This window comes from Plantactinospora sp. B6F1 (assembly GCF_040120695.1).
Lineage (GTDB): Bacteria > Actinomycetota > Actinomycetes > Mycobacteriales > Micromonosporaceae > Plantactinospora.
Window position 1 is genome coordinate 107,152 of record NZ_JBEEAC010000016.1, and the last position, 15,791, is coordinate 122,942.

Sequence of the window (15,791 nt, forward strand, 5' to 3'; positions counted from 1 at the left end):
CCAGCCATGGGCCGGGGCGCGGAGGGGTACGGCCATCGACGACAACGACAGGAGCGCGGAGCGCACAGCGCAGTCGCCGCCGCCCACGTCCACGCCCGTGCCTCCCGCCGCCACCGGTCCGGTCGACCGGACCGGCTACCAGGCGCTCCGCTCGGTCATGCGGATCCGCCCGTTCCGGCGACTCTGGCTGGTGCTCGGCGCCGCCTCGTTCGGTGACTGGCTCGGCCTGCTCGCCACCTCGATCTTCGCCTCCAGCCAGGTCAGCGGGGACACCGCGAAGGGTCTCGCGTTCGGTGCCGTGATCGCGGTCCGGCTGCTTCCGGCGCTGGTGCTCGGCCCGGTCGCCGGAGTGCTCGCCGACCGGTTCGACCGGCGCTACACGATGGTCATCTGCGACCTGCTCCGGTTCGTGCTCTTCGCCTCGATCCCGCTCGCCGCCCTGCTGGACGTCGGCGGTGGCCTGGTGGTCGGCTGGGCCGCCATCGCCACCTTCCTGATCGAGGCGGTCACGCTGATCTGGATCCCGGCCAAGGAGGCCGCGGTACCGAACCTGATCCCCCGGTCCCGGCTGGAGATGGCCAACCAGCTCACCCTGATCACCACGTACGGGGTCACCCCGGTGCTCGCCGCGGTCAGCATCGCCGTACTGGACCGGAGCATCCGGGCGGCCTCCAGCGGTCCGCCGCCCGGCTGGGCCGACCCGACCCAGTTGGCCCTCTACTTCAACTCCCTGAGCCGACTGGCCACCGCGCTGGTGGTCTTCTTCGGCATCCGGGAGATCAGCGGCCGCAGCGGCCGTCGGGAGAGCATCGGAAAGGTCGAACAGAGCGTCCTGCGCCAGTTCGTCGACGGCTGGCGGTTCATCGGCAAGACCCCGCTGGTCCGTGGCCTGGTGCTGGGCATCTTCGGCGCCTTCGCCGGTGGCGGCGTGGTGATCGGTACGGCGAACTTCTTCACCAAGTCGCTGGCCGCCGGCGACGCGGCGTTCTACCTGCTCTTCGGCGCGATCTTCCTCGGCCTGTCGCTCGGGATCGGGCTCGGACCGATGATCGTCCGGGAGATGTCCCGGCGGCGCTGGTTCGGCATGAGCATCGTGCTGGCCAGCGCCTCGGTGCTGGTACTCGCCGGCTCCATCCACCTCTCCATGGCGATCCTCGGCGCGGTGCTGGTCGGCGCGGGCGCCGGGATGGCCTTCCTCTCCGGTACGACGCTGCTCGGCGGGGAGATCGCCGACGAGGTACGCGGCCGGGTCTTCGCCGTGGTGCAGACCGGCACCAGACTCGTGCTGATCCTGGCCATCTCGGTGAGCAGCCTGCTGGTCGGCGTCGGCGGCTCCCGGCAACTGCGCATCGCCGACCTGGGCATCTCGGTCTCCTCCACCCGACTGCTGCTGCTGGTCGCCGGGGCGGCCGGCATCCTCACCGGGATCAAGGCGTTCCGCCAGATGGATGACAAACCCGGCGTACCGGTGCTGTCCGACCTCTGGGGCTCGATCCGGGGACGCCCGCTCTTCCCGGCCGAGCCGTTCGCCTCGGCCGGAGCCTTCGTGGTCTTCGAGGGCGGTGAGGGTGCGGGCAAGTCGACCCAGGTGAACAAGCTGGCCGAGGCGCTGCGCCGGCAGCACCACGAGGTGGTGGTGACCCGGGAGCCGGGTGCCACCGGGGTCGGGGAGCAGATCCGCGGCCTGGTGCTCGGCCGGACCAGTGGCCCGGACGCGCTCGCCCCCCGGGCGGAGGCACTGCTCTACGCCGCCGACCGGGCCCACCACGTCGCCACGGTGGTCCGCCCGGCCCTGGCCCGGGGCGCGGTGGTGGTCAGCGACCGGTACGTCGACTCGTCCCTCGCCTACCAGGGCGCCGGCCGGACCCTGCCGGTCGATGAGGTCTCCTGGCTCTCCTCCTGGGCCACCGGCGGCCTCAAGCCCGACCTGGTGGTGTTGCTCGACATCGAGCCCCGGACCGGCCTGGCCCGGGTGGCCGCCCGGGGCGGTGACCCCGACGTGCTGGAGACCGAGTCGATCGACTTCCACGACCGGGTCCGGTACGCCTTCCTCGACCTCGCCGCCGCCGACCCGAAGCGCTACCTGGTGCTGGACGCCTCCAGACCGGCCGACGAGCTGGCGGCGGCGGTGGCCGAGCGGGTCACCGGAATGCTCGCCGACCCGGACGCGTCCGGCCACCCCGCGCCGGTGAGCCCGCCGGACACTTCGGGCCGACCGGAGTTATCCGGATCCGGATCCGAGCCGCGGGCGCAGCCGGAACGGCAGGTCGAGACGGAGCTCCGGTTGGTGGGCCGGCCGGGCCGGCCGGCCGAGGACGCTGGGCCGGGTCACGCCGGACAGGACGGCGCCGGTGGCGCGGCGGACTCCGGCAGTCCGGTGCGGCCGCAGGATGGCTTCGAACTCGAACGGCGGCCCTGATGCCCGAGGTCTTCGCCGACCTGGTGGGCCAGCCCGAGGCGGTCGACCTGCTCCGCCGGGCCGCCGCCGCCGCGGAGACGATCAGGGCCGCCGCCGTCGATGTCGCCAAGACGGTCCAGGTCACCGACGTCGCCGAGACGGTCTCCGCCGAGGCGGTCTCTGCCGGGGTCGCCAAGGCGGTCTCCGCCGATGGCACCGGCGGGGTCGACGCCCCGGCGGGCGGGGTCGACGCCCCGGCGGGCGGGGTCGACGCCCCGGCGGGCGGGGCCGACCGAGCCGGCGGTACTCCGGACCCGGCCGGTGCAGGCAGCGCGATGACGCACGCCTGGATCTTCACCGGGCCGCCCGGCTCCGGTCGGTCGGTCGCCGCCCGGGCGTTCGCCGCCGCACTACAGTGCCTCCGGGGCACCGGCTGCGGCGAGTGCACCGGTTGCCACACGACGCTCGCCGGGACGCACGCCGACGTACGGTTCGTAGTGCCGGAAGGGCTCTCCATCGGGGTCGGCGAGATGCGGACCCTGGTGCTCCGGGCGGCCAGCACGCCGAGCGGGGGACGCTGGCAGGTGCTGGTCATCGAGGACGCGGACCGGCTCACCGAGGCGGCCGGCAACGCGTTGCTCAAGGCGATCGAGGAGCCGCCGCCGCGTACCGTCTTCCTGCTCTGCACCCCGTCGACGCACCCGGACGACATCTCGGTGACCATCCGCTCCCGGTGCCGGGTGGTGACGCTGCGCCAGCCGCCTGCCGAGGCGGTCGCGGCCGTACTCCGGGACCGGGACGGCATCGCGCCCGACGTGGCGGCCTGGGCGGCAGCGGCGGCACAGGGACACGTCGGCCGGGCCCGCCGGCTGGCCCGGGACCCGGAGGCGCGCAAGCGGCGCGAGGCCGTGCTGGCCCTGCCGCGCAAGCTGACCGGCGTCGGCGCCTGCTTCGACGCCGCCTCCGCGCTGATCGAGGCGGCCGAGGCCGAGGCGGCGGCAGCGGTGGTCGAGGCCGACGCGGCCGAGCGGGCCGCGCTGGAGACCGCGCTCGGTGCCGGGGGTACCGGCCGGGGCGCGGCGGGCGCGATCCGGGGCGCCGCCGGGCAGCTCAAGGACCTCGAACGCCGGCAGAAATCCCGAGCCACCCGCGCCCAGCGGGACGCGCTGGACCGGGCCCTGGTCGACCTGGCCGGCTTCTACCGGGACGTACTGACCATCTCGCTGCGTGCCCCGGTCGAGCCGGTGCACACCGACGTCGCCGGGACCGCCCGCTCGGCCGCCGGGAAGTGGACCGCCGAGGGCACCCTGCGCCGGCTGGAGGCGGTGCTCGGCTGCCGTACGGCGATCGAGACCAACGTGAAGCCGAGGATCGCCGTCGAGGCGATGATGCTGGCCCTCTGGCGCGGCTGAGCGGCGCTCCGCCAGCGGCTGATTCGCCGGCCGTTGACTCGTCGGCGGCTGATTCGCTGGCCGTTGATTCGCCGGACGCTGGGGGGTTCCGTCCTGATCAGGGAGATCTTGGGACGAAGGGTTCCCTTGGGACGGGCTGCCCGGTACGGTTCGGTGCCGTAACGCAGCGAATGCGGCACGTTCGGTGAGCCGGAAGCGGAGGACCTGCCGGTGGCGCGGGAGATCGACCAGTCGTGGGTCGAGGAGGCGATCGAGCGCTACCGGCGCATCGAGGCGCTGCAGGCCGAGTTCGACGAGGCGATCCGCCGGGTGCAGGTGACCGTCCGTTCCCCGGACGGGCTGGTCGAGCTGATCGTCACCGCCGACGGGTCGATCGGCGACGTACGGTTCCTGGGCGCGCCGCAGGTGCGTACCGGACCGGACCTGGCCCGGTCGGTCCGGGCCGCCATCGCCGCAGCCGACGACGCCGCCCGGTGGGCCCGGGAGAAGCTGTACACCGAGACGTTCGGCGAGTACCGCCGACTGACGGAGGCATGAGTGGACGGCCTCCGGGACCTGGCCGGCCGGCTCGACGTCACCGGCGGCAGCCTCGCCGACCTCGCCCGCCGGCTGCGGTACGCCGGGCCGGACGAGGCTGCCTTCGGCGCCGACGGGCCGGGGCGACTCGGCGAGGTCGGTGGGATCCTGCACCGGCAGTGGTCGGCCGCGCTCGACAACCGGGCCCGGGAACTGCTGGCCACGGCTGAGCGGCTGGCCGACACCGGCACCGCGCTGCGGATCGCCGAGGCGGCATACGCCGACAGCGACGCCGCGGCCCACCACCGGCGGCCGGAGGAGGCGTGATGGACGTCCTCGACCAGCTCGCCGAGCCCGCCGTCGCGCTCTCCGGGCGGGTCGACGACATCCTCGCGGTCGCCGGTGCGCCGGACGGGCACCGGATCTGGCCGCTGCTGCGCCGGCTCCGGGTGCTGCCCGGCGACGCCGTGCGGGCGGTGCTCGGGCTGCGGCCCGGGGCGCTGGCCGCCGCCGGTGGGGTTGACGCCGACCTGCGCCGGGCCTACCGCGAGGCCCAGGCGGCGCTCTCCGCCGCCGGCTCGTGGCAGGGCCCGGCCGCCGAGGCGTACGCGGCACACCGCCGTGGACTGGCGGGCCACCTGACCGGCCAGGCGGGCCGGGCCGACGCCACGACCGCGTACGCCGAAGCGGTGGCCGGGTGGATCGCCGACACCCGGTACGCGCTGGCCCGTACCCTCGCCGACGTGCTCGGCTCGGCGGAGGCGGTGGCCGTGCTTACCGCCCCGGCCGGCGGGTCCAAGCCGGCGCCGTGGGCTGCCGGGCCGGTAGGACTGCCGGTCGGGGCGGCCGCGGCCGAGATCGGCGCCCGGATCCTGGCCACGGTCGACGAGGCGTACGACCGGGCGGAGGAGCTGCCCCGGCACTGGGCGGCGGAGCTGGACCTGCTCGACCACCGCCCCCCGGAGGTCCCCGTCGTACGCCCCGACGGGGGGCGCATCTCCCTCTGACGGCGACGTCGTCGGGCACCGGCGTCGGATCACTCAGCGGAGCTTGTCATACACCCCCCGTACTCTGCCGCCATGCCGAGTGGAGAGCACGAGTCACCGATCGCGCTGGTAAGGCTGGACCCGGGTCTGCTGACCTGGCTGCTGACGAACCTGTTCGACGTCAAGGTGCCGGACTACCACCACGCCCGAGCTCAACCCACCGACGTGCGGGTGCTGGTTCCGCGTACGTACCATGCCGACGGCATGCTGCTGTTCTGCGACGCGACCGACGAGCCGGTGCTCGCGGTGGTGCTGGAGATCCAGCGCGGCTGGGATTCCCGCAAGCGGTGGATGTGGAAGCTCTACGTCGCTCAGCTGGAAGCCGAGTTGAAGGTCAACGCCGCGCTGGTGGTCTACTGCCCCGACCCCACGATCGCCCGTCGGTACCGGGGCATGTTCGAGTTCGAAGGGCTCAGCCTGCCGCTGCGGCCGTTCATCTTCACGCCGCGCGATGTGCCGCTGGTCGTCGACGTGGACCTGGCTCGGGCCAATCCGGCGCTGGCGGTGTTGTCGGCGATCTGCCACGGCACAGCCGCAGACGTGGACGCCGTGTTCCCGGCGCTGGCGGAGGCGCTGCGAGCGCTCGGCCCGAAAAGAGCAATCTTGTACTATGACATAGTCCTGGCAGGGTTGCCGCGAGCGCCCCGTGCACGTTGGGAGGCTTACATGAGCACCACCGTCGGCTCCGAGTTCCGTAGTGAGCTGCTGCGCGAGGTTGATGCTCACGGAGAGGCCCGAGGAGAGGCCCGAGGAGAAGGCCGAGCGGTGCTGACCGTGCTCGAGACGCGAGGTGTGCCCGTCTCCGAGGCCGTCCGCGAACAGATCCTCACGTGTACGGACCTGGCCCAACTCGACATCTGGCTGCGCCGCGCCGTCACCGCCGTCACCGCCGAGGATGTCGTCAGCGGATAGATAGTCCGACCGGCCGACGCGGGCACGATACAGCTCGATAACCTCCTGCGGTGAGTGAATACCAGTACTACGAGTTCCTGGCGGTTGACCGGCCGTTGAGCAAGCGGGAGATGGCCGAGGTACGGTCATTCTCGACCCGGGCGACGATCACCCCGACCAGCTTCGTCAACAGCTACAACTGGGGCAACTTCAGCGGTGATCCCCGAGAGCTTGTCGAGGAGTACTACGACGCGTTCCTCTACCTCGCGAATTGGGGCACCCGTCACCTGATGCTTCGGCTGCCCAGCGGTTCGCTCGATCTCACCACCGCCGAACAGTACTGCTGGGGCGGCTCGGCCTCGGTGTGGGCAACAGACGACCACGTCATCCTCGATCTGATCTACGAGAACGACGGGGAGGAGTGGGACTGGGAGGACGATGACGGCGAAGGGCTGCTGGCGTCCATCGTTCCCGCCCGCGCCGAGTTGGCCTCCGGCGACCTACGACTGCTCTATCTGGCCTGGCTACTGAGTGTCGGCCGCGACGATGTCGACGAGGACGACCTGGAGCCGCCCGTGCCGCCGGGTCTGGGCGAGCTTAGCGGGGCGCTGGATTCCCTCGTCGACTTCCTGCGCATCGACCGTGACCTGCTCGCCGCCGCGGCCGAGGCCAGCCCGACCCGGGTCGAACGCCCCGAGTCGTCGGCGGAACTAGCCCGCTGGCTGCGGAAACTGCCGACCGCGAAGAAGGATGACCTGCTGCTGCGCGTCGCCGAGGGCGGTGCGGGCGGCGTACAGGCAGAGTTGCTGCGGGATTTCCGGGCCGCGACATCCGACGATGGCACGGGCGAGGCCGGACGCCGCACCGTGGCCGAACTGTGGGTGGCGTCCGAGGTACGCGGAGCTGAACGGATACTCCAGGCCGAGCGGGACGCGTCGGAGGAGCAGACCCGCCGGGAACGTGCGGCGGCGCTCGCCCGCGAGCGACGCCTCGACGCCCTGGCGGCAGGCGGCTCGGAGCGGGCCTGGCGGCAGGTCGGCGAGCTGATTGCCGCGAAGAAAACCAGCGGGTACGACGCGGCCGTGGCGCTGTTGGAGGATCTGCACGCGCTCAGCGAGCGGGATGGGCGGACCGACGAGTTCGTTCGGCGTCTCGATGCGCTCCGGTTGGAGCACGCGCGGAAGCCGGCCTTCGTGCAACGCGTCGACCGAAGCACCCTCCCACTCACCTGAGTCGTCGTCACGGCCGCCCGTCAGTGGTCGTCAGGCGTGGAATCTCGGTCGGCCCGTCCACGCGACTCGGCGGATGGTCGGATCCGTCATAGGGTGAGCCCATGGGCATGCTGTGCGCGGTCAGTTTCAACCGTTACGGCCGCCTCTACTACCTCGATCCGGGCGAGCTGCGGCCGGCGGTCGGCGACCGGGTGCTGGTCCCCACCGACGAGGGGACCGAGGTGGCGGAGTGCGTCTGGGCCGCGCAGTGGGTCTCCGACGACACCAGCGGCTTTCCCCGGCTCGCCGGCCTGGCCAGCGAGGAGGACCTGCGCCGCGACGAGATGCTGCGCAAGCGGAAGGCCGAGGCGAAGGTCGCCGCGAAGCGGCTGATCCGGGAGCACAAGCTCCCCATGAAGGTGGTCGCCGTCGACTGCGTCATCGAGTCGACGGCGAGCGGCGGGTCGAACGGGTCGCGGATCACCATCTACTTCACCGCGCCGCACCGGGTCGACTTCCGGTCCCTGGTCCGCGACCTGGGTGCCACGCTGCACTGCCGGGTCGAGCTGCGCCAGCTCTCCGCCCGGGACTCGGCCCGGGTACAGGGCGGCATCGGCTCCTGCGGGCGTGACCTCTGCTGCGCCACCTTCCTCACCGACTTCGAACCGGTGACCATCCGGATGGCCAAGGACCAGGAGTTGCCGCTCAACCCGCTGCGCATCTCCGGCGCCTGCGGTCGGCTGATGTGCTGCCTGAAGTACGAGCATCCGCTCTATGCCAACAGCGGCAACTATCCGAGCCCGGGGCAGCGGGTCCAGACGCCGGCCGGCCAGGCGAAGGTCGTGTCCCGGCACGTCCCGAGCGAGACGGTGACGGTTCGGCAGCTCTCCGACGGATCCGTCAGCCGGTGCGCACTGGCCGACGTCTGCGGACCCCGTCGGGCGTACGACTCACGCCCCGCGACGACGACCGACTAGCACCGGCGCCGGGGAACCCAGTAGAGGATCTGTCCGGCGATCAGCGCGGGATGCGTGTCGGGCATTGCCTGCAGTGCGCGGGTGAGGTGCACGCCGAGGTACATCATCAGCCCCACCCGGTCGCCTTTGAAGCCGAGCAGCAGGGCCAGCCGGGCCGGCGCGCACGGCCAGGGATCCGAGCAGGTCCGGCAACGGTATGACCGTGCCGGGGTGTGCCGACCCGCCGGGTAGCGCCGCTGGGCGAGCCGTCGCATGTGCCGGTACCACCGCTCCTGCGGCCCGATCACGGCTACCTCCGGCCGACTCGCTCGGCCCGGGGCCGCCGTTCGCCGTAGCGGCCCCGGTAGGTCTGCGCGGGTCTCGGGGCGCCGCCGGTGTGGTGTCGACCGGACAACGAGTTCCAGAACGGATCGTTGGTGGACCGGGTCCGAGGGCTGGCCGGCGGCGGGACGATCGGGTCCAGGCGCAGCACGACCTCGGGTACGGGTGACGAGGCCCGCATGCCGGCCCGGTACTCCTCGTCGGTCATCGGCCGGATGTAGGGCGTGAATGGCTTCGGGGCCCGTATCGCGGAATCCGGGCAGATCCAGCGATGGCCGCACCGGCAGTACAGCCAGAGTCGACGCCAGTCCCGTCGGTGTGGCGGTCGCCTTTCCAGCGCCATCGGGATCACCTCTCTGGTATCGGAGATTCTTGAAGGCGGGACCCCATTTCCTCCGAGCAGGTCCCCGCCCCTCGACGGAGGCGGTCCACTCGGGGCGTTTTGCGGGCACACCCCGAAAGGTCAGTAGACCGACTGCCCTCCGTCTGCCGTCCACCCTGGACGAGACACCGTGGTGACGAAAGACTGATGACACGTCGCATCCAACAGTCCGAGTTCGGGAATCAGCGAGAAGAATCGGGAAGACATGAGTCAGAATGGTGTCCCGCGAATCCTGAAGTTCCTACGTGCCATCAACAGCGGGATGACGCAGGAGCAGGTCGCCGAACGCTTGAGCGTCAGTGCATCGTTGATTGCCAAGTTCGAGACCGCCCGGCTGGTGCCGATGCCAGACACGGCCAGGCAGCTTGACAACCTCTTCGGCAGCGGAGACCTGGTGCAGGGCACGGCGGCCGACGCGCGGAAGGCTGCGCCCCCTGAGTGGTTCCGACCCTGGCCGGACATCGAGCGTGAGGCTACCGCGATCCGATGGCACGAATCAGCGATCATCCCTGGCCTGCTACAGACCGAGGCGTACGCGCGGGAGATCCTTACCAGCGGCCTGTTGACCGAGGCACAAGCTGAGGAACACGTATCACTCAGGCTTGAGCGCCAAGCAGCGGTTTTCGGGCGAGAGGATCCCCCGGTCTGTCAGTTCACGATCGACCAGAACGCTCTTGGAGAGCGCGGTGACCGGGCTGTCCTCAAGGAACAGCTGCACCACCTTGTAGAGATGGGTGACCGTAGCCGACTGTTCGTGCATGTGATCCCACACTCTGCCGAGCACTACCCGGGCGAGAACGGGCCTTTCATGCTCGCGAGCCTGCCCAACGAAACAACGGTCGGATATGTCGATGACCAGGTGGAGGGCCGGCTGATCACCGAGCCAGGGCGTGTTGCCGCTCTCGAACGCTCCTGGCAGGCTGTAACCGCGGTCGCCCTGCCGCGCGGCCAATCCCGAGCCCTGATCATGAAGTTGGTGAACGAGCTATGAGCACCGTTGGGCCTGCCTGGCGCAAGAGCACCCGAAGCAACTCGAACGGGTCAGCCTGCGTCGAGGTGGCTGACAATCTTGCGGGCCGCGTACTGGTGCGGGACAGCAAGGATCCGGACGGGCCGCTCCTGACCTTCGATCCCGTGCGGTGGCGCGCCTTCGTCAGCCTGGCGAAGCGGCACGCCTGACCGGTCCCGACAGCCGGGTCAGCGGAGTGTGAACGGCGGTTCGGCGAGCCGGAACGGCAGTGGATGGCGTGGCGTCAGCCAGGCGGCGTCCGGGGTACCGTCCGGCTCGGCCTGCCAGCGCCGGCAGATCCGGTCCACCGCGATCGGATAGCCGGTGAGCGTACCGTCGGCGGCGATGTGCAGCCGGAGGAAGCACTTGGCGTCCTCGATGCCCTGCCCGGCGAAGAGTTCGTTGAGGTTGACCCCGAACGAGCCGGCGACCAGCAGGTAGAGCGCGGTGAGCTGGCTGGCGACCAGCCCCGCGATCGGCCCGTAGACCACCGCGGCCGCGACCACCGGCAGCGGCCACGGCCAGGCGTGGAAGAAGAGCTGGAGCCAGAGCCAGGTGCCGGCGGCGGCCAGCCCGATGTGCCCGAAGCCGTGACAGAGCCCGAGGATCCAGTGCCGGGCGTGCCGCTTGCCGCTCGCACTGGGCGGCTTGGCGAAGAAGACCGCACCGACCAGCGTGACGACGAGCATGATCGCCAGCGGGATGCTGAACAACCGCTGGGCCGCCGCCTCGGAGCGCGGGGCGACCACGCCGGCCATGGCCAGCATCAACAGCGTGTGCAGCCCGCCGAGCAGGGTGGCGAAACCCGGGTTACGCAGCGGCAGCCGGCCGAAGATGCCCCAGCCGTACCGCCGGGACCGGGCCGCGTCCGGATAGCGCCCGGCCAGATCGTACGACTGGCTGGTGCTGGCCCGGCGGACCAGGGTGTCCCTCGGCGGCACCTCGATGCGGCCCGGCAGCTTGTGGGTCGGGTAAAGGTAGGCGCCGCCGCCACCGCAGGTGACCAGGGTGCGGTCCGGTCCGGTGTACCGGGCGTAGTGGTGCAGGTCGCCGGAGAGCAGCAGCCGGACCCGGGCGCCGGTCGGCGCGATCACGGTACGGAGGAAATAGTCGATGGTGTCGTACTCGTCGGGCTTGTCGACGGCCTTGACCCAGCTCGGCTCCGGCACGGCGATGATCACCCGTGACTCGGCGGTGAGCCCCTTCGCCGCCTCCTCGAAGTAGCGCAGTTGCGGGTCGTCGAGGTAGACCCCGGACTGCCCGTCCAGCCCGAACAGCCACCAGCCGGCCGGCAGCTCCACGGCGAAGTAGGAGCGGCCCTGCGGGGTGTGCCAGCCGCCGACGTTGTCGTCCCGGGAGCGGACGAAGAGCCGGAGGAACGCGGTGAGGCCGTCGTACCAGTCGTGGTTGCCGGGGACGGCGTAGAGCGCCGGGGGCGGGCCGTCGGCCGGCGGCTGCGGCAGAGCGGCCTGGTAGGGGCCCTTGCACCGGTTCTCGTACGCCTCGCCGCTGGCCGTCGGATAGACCTGGTCGCCACCCATCAGCAGCATCTGGCCGCGCGGCAGCCGGTGCCCGTCGACCTCCAGTTCCGGGCGGGTGAGCAGATAGGCGACCGAGTAGGTGGCGTTGAACCCGTCACCGAGGTCGGCGACGAAGTCCAGCCACAGGTCGCCGTCCGGGCCGACCTGCCGGGTCACCGTGCTGGGCAGCGAGTTCTGCAACTCCCGCTTGTCGAGGTACGCGCCGAAGAGCAGCGCCAGCAGGGTACGCAGCCCGGTGCTGACCAGCAGCAGCGGCGCCAGCCAGGGCACCGGGCGCTGCGGGGTGAAGCCGAGTTCGCTCGGGTCGAGGCTGCCCGGCCGGGGTGGGGCCGCCGGTTGCGCCGGGACCGGCGGCGCCTGGTGATCGGTCATCGATGGCAGCCTAGTCGGGGCGCCCGTCGTGGTACTGTCCGCCCGCTGACCGATCCGGCGCTGGCGCGAGGTTTCGCCAGGTCCGACCGCTTCCGGCCGCCCTGCCCGGGTACCCACCGGGAAACCCCCGAGCCGGGCCGGCGCCCGGTGTCGTACACTTGCCGGCGTTGCCGCCTTAGCTCAGTCGGTCAGAGCGACGCACTCGTAATGCGTAGGTCGACGGTTCGATTCCGTCAGGCGGCTCGGAACAGAAGCCCAGGTCATCGGCCTGGGCTTCGCCGTTTCCGAAGGTCGACAACAGCGCCGCTGGCCCGTCGAGTCCTTGAATGGTCCTTTGACCAGCCATCCGTGATCTTCTTCTAAACTCAGGACTCGGTCAGTATGCCGCGGATCACCTCGGCGGCGTCCCCCTCGATGGGGTCGTTGTCGACGTTGCCCCGGACGGCGTCCACCACGGCCGGGATGTCCCCCGGGGTCACCGCCAGGTCCCGCAGTCGTTCGGTGAGCCCGAGGACCCGCCGGATCTCGGCGACGCCGTGGTGGACGTCCGGTGCGGAGAGCAGGCCGGCGAGCCGCCGGAAACGGCCCGTCGCGAACGGTTCCGCGTGTCGCAGCCAGGCGGGATAGAGCGCGGCGAGGCCACGGCCGTGCGAGACATCCGGCGCCACCGACGCCATCGCGTGCTGGAGCCGGTGCGGTAGGCAGGTGCCGACGGTGGCGACGTTCACGCCACCCAGCAGCGCCGCGAGGCAGCAGCCCTCCCGTACGGCACGGTCGCTCCGCCCGGCCGACAGCGCGGGCAGGTGCTCCGCGAGGAGCAGAATGGCGCGCTCGGCGAGCACCTGGCTCACCGGGTTGGCCGACCGCGCTACGTACCCCTCGATGGCATGGGCCATCGCGTCGAACCCGGCGTCGGCCACCGTCCGGCCGGGAACCGTGGCGACAAGATCCGGATCTATCACCGCGACCGCCGGATACAGATCCTCGCCCCGGATGCCGGCGCGCAGGTTGCGTGCGGTGTCGGTGACGATGGCCCCTCTGCTGATCTCGGAACCGCTGCCGGCGGTGGTCGGAACGGCGACGACCGGCAGGGAGCCTGGTTCGGGATCGAGCGTGCGTCCCACCAAGGGGCCGCTCGCCGCGTGGTTGACCCCGACCGCCACGGCCTTCGCCGCGTCGATGGCGCTGCCGCCCCCGAGTCCGACCACCACGTCACAGGCGTGTCGCCGGACCAGCGCCACCGCCGCGTCGACCTCCTCCGCGTGTGGGTTGGGCCGAACGCCGGCGAACACGGTCGCCCGTACTCCCGCATCCCGCAACAGCCCGGTGACCCGGTCGGTCACACCGTGCCGGCGCATCGCCGCCCGGCCGGTGACGACAAGCGCGTGCCGGCCGTGGTGGCGCGTGAGCTTTCCGACGTCGGCGAGTCGTCCCGCCCCGAACACGATCGTGGTGGGTATCCGTAGCTCGAACACGCGACAGCCTCACAGCGCATAGGCGGCCAGGCCGGTGGACTCCGGCAGACCGGTCAGCAGATTCATGTTCTGGATCGCCGAACCCGCGGCTCCCTTGCCGAGATTGTCGGTCACGGCGACGACCCGGATCACCGCGTGCGTGGCGTCGTAGTCCGTCCCGACATGGCAGAAGTTCGACCCGACGACGTCGGCCAGCCGTGGGTAGAGGTCGTACTCCTTCTCGTTGAGCCCACCGCGGCGCGGCTGGTCGACGACACGGACGAAGTATTCGCCGTCGGCGCCGCTTCCGTACGTCTTCCGGTACCGGTCGAGTACCGCGTCGCGGTCCAGGTCGTCGCGCCATGCCGTGCCGACGGACAGGCTGGCCGTCAGGAAGGTGCCGCGGACGAAGGGTCCGTAGGCCGTACTCAGGTCCACCGACACTGGTCGCCCGCCGAGGCGCCCCAGCACGGTCTCCAGCTCGGGGGCATGACGATGGCCGTTCAGGCTGTACGACAGCATGGATCCGGCGACCTCCGCGTGCATGAGCCGCGGGTGTGGGGCGGTCCCGCCGCCCGACGTACCGTTGATGGCACTGATCCGGATCAGCGACGACCAGTCGACGAAGGCGGCGCCGAGCAGGGGATACAGCGCCAGCAGTGCGGTGATGACGTAGCAGCCCGGATTCGCGACCAGCCGGGCGGCGGTGATCTCGGCGCGGTTGAGTTCGCTGACCCCGTACGCCGCCTTCGCCAACAGCTCGGGTGCCAGGTGGGGGCGACCGTAGACGCGCGTGTAGACGTCGGGATCGGCGAACCGGAAGTCGGGGCCGAGGTCGACGACGCGGGTACCGGCGGTCAGGAAGCGTGGTGCCATCCGCATGGCCTCCCCAGCGGGCGCGCAGAGGAAGGCCACGTCCGGGCGGGCGTCCAGAGCCTCGTCCGCGGAACGGTAGACGAGCCCGCAGCCGCGCAGGTTCGGGTGCGTCTGGTCGAACGGCAGATCCGAGCGCGACGTCGGCAGGATCTCGCCGACGTAAGGGTGTCCGAGCAGCAGGCGGCAGACCTCGCCGCCGGTGTGGCCGGCGGCCCCGACGACCACCGCGGTGAGACCGGTCGACTCGGCACCGCGCCCAGCTTGTTCGCCTCGGCCGGGAGTGCGACCACCTCGATGACCCGGATCCACCCGCAGGCCGTCACCGGCCATGAACACCTCCCTGTGGTCGGCCGCCGTCACGCAACGCGGTGCGGCACCGGGTTTCCGGCCAGCGCCGCCTCCCCGACGACCGCGCTGCGGGAGACGTTGACGAGAACTGTTGACGGCCGCATCAATGGGCTCTGGTCGCACCCGGCCACAATGGCCACCCACCGACTCGATCAGCGCCTTCTGGGATCATCTGTCCGCGAAATTGATCGAAGCTCGTGACAATCTATCATGGTTGATTTGTCGAGGGGGGGTCGGTAAAGTGCGTCTCAAGCCCGGGGTTATTGATCAAGCCGACCCGAGGGGGTTTCCCATGAACGTCGAGGCGACATCCGGTTTCGGCGCAAAGCTACGGAGTCGGCGTCAACAGATCAAGCTGAACGAACATCATCTCGCCGACCGTCTGGGTATCAACGCCGAGACGGTGCGCGAGTGGGAACAGAGCCATGACCTGCCGGATCTGACCCTGGCCCAGGTGTCCGATATCGCCAAGGCGCTCGACACCAACCCGGCGACACTGGTGCCGGGCCACAGGAGCGATCTCGACAACGGCGTCAAGCTACAGTACGCAGGCGATGCCGACGCGATCACGGGAAAGCGCGGCGGTGCGGAATACTACACGTACCACTGTCTCGTCCGTACCCACACGGCGCCGAACATGGTGCCATTGTTGGTCGACGTGCTGCGGCAGGGCGAGGACGAGTCGCAGTTTAACGCCGGGCACCCAGGGGGTGAGTTTATCTACGTTCTGGAGGGCGATGTCCACATGCGCTGGGGCGACCCGGAGGCGCCCTCCAAGGCCGATCTCCCGCAGGGCTCCAGCATCTACATCGCACCCTTCGTGCCACATGCATTCGTTGCCACCACGCCTGCGGCACGGCTGTTGGCGGTCAACTTCTGACCTTCCGGGAAACGTCACTCCGTCAGGTTGATCGATTGCTTCCAGTGCGGGCAACTCGAAGATCTCACCGCTGGAGCATCGGTGCCTCACAGGGGTAGTATGACCCGACTGCCGCCAGCAGCATCAACAGAAGGTAAGGCACGGGCGAGATAAATTC

15 protein-coding genes, 1 tRNA gene and 1 pseudogene are annotated in these 15,791 nt (G+C 70.9%); 12 read left to right on the forward strand and 5 right to left on the reverse strand.

From position 1 onward, the window contains the following. Nucleotides 1–190 precede the first annotated feature (190 nt). The 8 genes and pseudogenes from tmk to ABNF97_RS20935 all read left to right on the forward strand — a co-directional run. A pseudogene (tmk, locus tag ABNF97_RS20900) lies at nt 191–2,150 on the forward strand (dTMP kinase); the annotation flags it as partial. Nucleotides 2,151–2,418: 268 nt separating this feature from the next. Beyond that, complete coding sequence (locus tag ABNF97_RS20905; protein WP_349339480.1) at nt 2,419–3,810, forward strand: DNA polymerase III subunit delta'; 1,392 nt, start codon at nt 2,419–2,421, stop codon at nt 3,808–3,810. Nucleotides 3,811–4,020: 210 nt separating this feature from the next. After that, nucleotides 4,021–4,347, forward strand: coding sequence for a YbaB/EbfC family nucleoid-associated protein (locus ABNF97_RS20910; RefSeq protein ID WP_130465769.1), 327 nt, complete (start codon nt 4,021–4,023; stop codon nt 4,345–4,347). Further along, nucleotides 4,348–4,653 (forward strand): hypothetical protein, encoded by a 306-nt coding sequence (locus ABNF97_RS20915; RefSeq protein ID WP_349339481.1) that lies wholly within the window; start codon nt 4,348–4,350, stop codon nt 4,651–4,653. Continuing rightward, a complete protein-coding gene (locus tag ABNF97_RS20920) occupies nt 4,653–5,333 on the forward strand; it encodes a hypothetical protein (protein WP_349339482.1) in 681 nt (226 codons plus the stop codon). Before ABNF97_RS20915 ends, ABNF97_RS20920 begins: the two co-directional genes overlap by 1 nt. A 72-nt stretch (nt 5,334–5,405) precedes the next feature. Further along, nucleotides 5,406–6,284 (forward strand): hypothetical protein, encoded by an 879-nt coding sequence (locus tag ABNF97_RS20925; RefSeq protein WP_349339483.1) that lies wholly within the window; start codon nt 5,406–5,408, stop codon nt 6,282–6,284. A gap of 50 nt (nt 6,285–6,334) precedes the next feature. Beyond that, the gene (locus tag ABNF97_RS20930; protein WP_349339484.1) at nt 6,335–7,495 is read left to right on the forward strand and encodes a hypothetical protein; all 1,161 of its coding nucleotides are present in this window, start codon (nt 6,335–6,337) and stop codon (nt 7,493–7,495) included. 101 nt (nt 7,496–7,596) lie between these two features. Further along, nucleotides 7,597–8,451 carry a PSP1 domain-containing protein gene (locus ABNF97_RS20935; protein ID WP_349339485.1) on the forward strand — a complete coding sequence of 285 codons (855 nt, stop codon included), beginning with the start codon at nt 7,597–7,599 and terminating at the stop codon, nt 8,449–8,451. Here ABNF97_RS20935 and ABNF97_RS20940 read toward each other — a convergent pair. Then, on the reverse strand, nt 8,448–8,738 hold the full coding sequence (locus ABNF97_RS20940; RefSeq protein ID WP_349339486.1) for a hypothetical protein: 291 nt from the start codon (nt 8,736–8,738) through the stop codon (nt 8,448–8,450). The genes ABNF97_RS20935 and ABNF97_RS20940 overlap by 4 nt on opposite strands. Before the next feature lie 2 nt (nt 8,739–8,740). Continuing rightward, nucleotides 8,741–8,980, reverse strand: coding sequence for a hypothetical protein (locus tag ABNF97_RS20945; RefSeq protein WP_349339487.1), 240 nt, complete (start codon nt 8,978–8,980; stop codon nt 8,741–8,743). A gap of 379 nt (nt 8,981–9,359) precedes the next feature. On the opposite strand from ABNF97_RS20945, the gene ABNF97_RS20950 reads away from it, so the two are divergent. Both ABNF97_RS20950 and ABNF97_RS20955 read left to right on the forward strand, forming a co-directional pair. Beyond that, nucleotides 9,360–10,145 (forward strand): helix-turn-helix domain-containing protein, encoded by a 786-nt coding sequence (locus ABNF97_RS20950; protein ID WP_349339488.1) that lies wholly within the window; start codon nt 9,360–9,362, stop codon nt 10,143–10,145. Further along, entirely contained in the window at nt 10,142–10,333 is a 192-nt protein-coding gene (locus tag ABNF97_RS20955) for a DUF397 domain-containing protein (RefSeq protein ID WP_349339489.1), read from the forward strand. Before ABNF97_RS20950 ends, ABNF97_RS20955 begins: the two co-directional genes overlap by 4 nt. 18 nt (nt 10,334–10,351) lie before the next feature. Here ABNF97_RS20955 and ABNF97_RS20960 read toward each other — a convergent pair whose 3' ends face one another. Continuing rightward, a complete protein-coding gene (locus ABNF97_RS20960; protein ID WP_130461667.1) occupies nt 10,352–12,076 on the reverse strand; it encodes a metallophosphoesterase in 1,725 nt (574 codons plus the stop codon). Nucleotides 12,077–12,245: 169 nt separating this feature from the next. Between ABNF97_RS20960 and ABNF97_RS20965 the strand changes: the two genes are divergently transcribed. Continuing rightward, nucleotides 12,246–12,319: transfer RNA gene (locus ABNF97_RS20965), tRNA-Thr, on the forward strand. A gap of 122 nt (nt 12,320–12,441) precedes the next feature. On the opposite strand, the gene ABNF97_RS20970 is transcribed toward ABNF97_RS20965, so the two are convergent. Both ABNF97_RS20970 and argC read right to left on the reverse strand, forming a co-directional pair. Beyond that, nucleotides 12,442–13,551 (reverse strand): iron-containing alcohol dehydrogenase, encoded by a 1,110-nt coding sequence (locus ABNF97_RS20970; protein WP_130461668.1) that lies wholly within the window; start codon nt 13,549–13,551, stop codon nt 12,442–12,444. A gap of 9 nt (nt 13,552–13,560) precedes the next feature. Continuing rightward, nucleotides 13,561–14,736 carry an N-acetyl-gamma-glutamyl-phosphate reductase gene (gene argC / locus ABNF97_RS20975; protein WP_349339490.1) on the reverse strand — a complete coding sequence of 392 codons (1,176 nt, stop codon included), beginning with the start codon at nt 14,734–14,736 and terminating at the stop codon, nt 13,561–13,563. A gap of 310 nt (nt 14,737–15,046) precedes the next feature. Between argC and ABNF97_RS20980 the strand changes: the two genes are divergently transcribed. Continuing rightward, nucleotides 15,047–15,634, forward strand: a complete 588-nt coding sequence (locus ABNF97_RS20980) for a cupin domain-containing protein (protein ID WP_349339491.1) — start codon at nt 15,047–15,049, stop codon at nt 15,632–15,634. The last annotated feature ends 157 nt before the right edge of the window (nt 15,635–15,791 follow it).

Excerpts from the sequence above, each read along its gene's own strand:
- ABNF97_RS20905 (WP_349339480.1), top strand. The coding sequence starts at position 2,419 with ATGCCCGAGGTCTTCGCCGACCTGGTGGGCCAGCCCGAGGCGGTCGAC.
- ABNF97_RS20920 (WP_349339482.1), top strand. The coding sequence starts at position 4,653 with ATGGACGTCCTCGACCAGCTCGCCGAGCCCGCCGTCGCGCTCTCCGGG.
- ABNF97_RS20925 (WP_349339483.1), top strand. The coding sequence starts at position 5,406 with ATGCCGAGTGGAGAGCACGAGTCACCGATCGCGCTGGTAAGGCTGGAC.
- ABNF97_RS20935 (WP_349339485.1), top strand. The coding sequence starts at position 7,597 with ATGGGCATGCTGTGCGCGGTCAGTTTCAACCGTTACGGCCGCCTCTAC.
- ABNF97_RS20945 (WP_349339487.1), bottom strand. The coding sequence starts at position 8,980 with ATGACCGACGAGGAGTACCGGGCCGGCATGCGGGCCTCGTCACCCGTA.
- ABNF97_RS20950 (WP_349339488.1), top strand. The coding sequence starts at position 9,360 with ATGAGTCAGAATGGTGTCCCGCGAATCCTGAAGTTCCTACGTGCCATC.
- ABNF97_RS20955 (WP_349339489.1), top strand. The coding sequence starts at position 10,142 with ATGAGCACCGTTGGGCCTGCCTGGCGCAAGAGCACCCGAAGCAACTCG.
- ABNF97_RS20960 (WP_130461667.1), bottom strand. The coding sequence starts at position 12,076 with ATGACCGATCACCAGGCGCCGCCGGTCCCGGCGCAACCGGCGGCCCCA.
- argC (WP_349339490.1), bottom strand. The coding sequence starts at position 14,736 with ATGGCCGGTGACGGCCTGCGGGTGGATCCGGGTCATCGAGGTGGTCGC.
- ABNF97_RS20980 (WP_349339491.1), top strand. The coding sequence starts at position 15,047 with ATGAACGTCGAGGCGACATCCGGTTTCGGCGCAAAGCTACGGAGTCGG.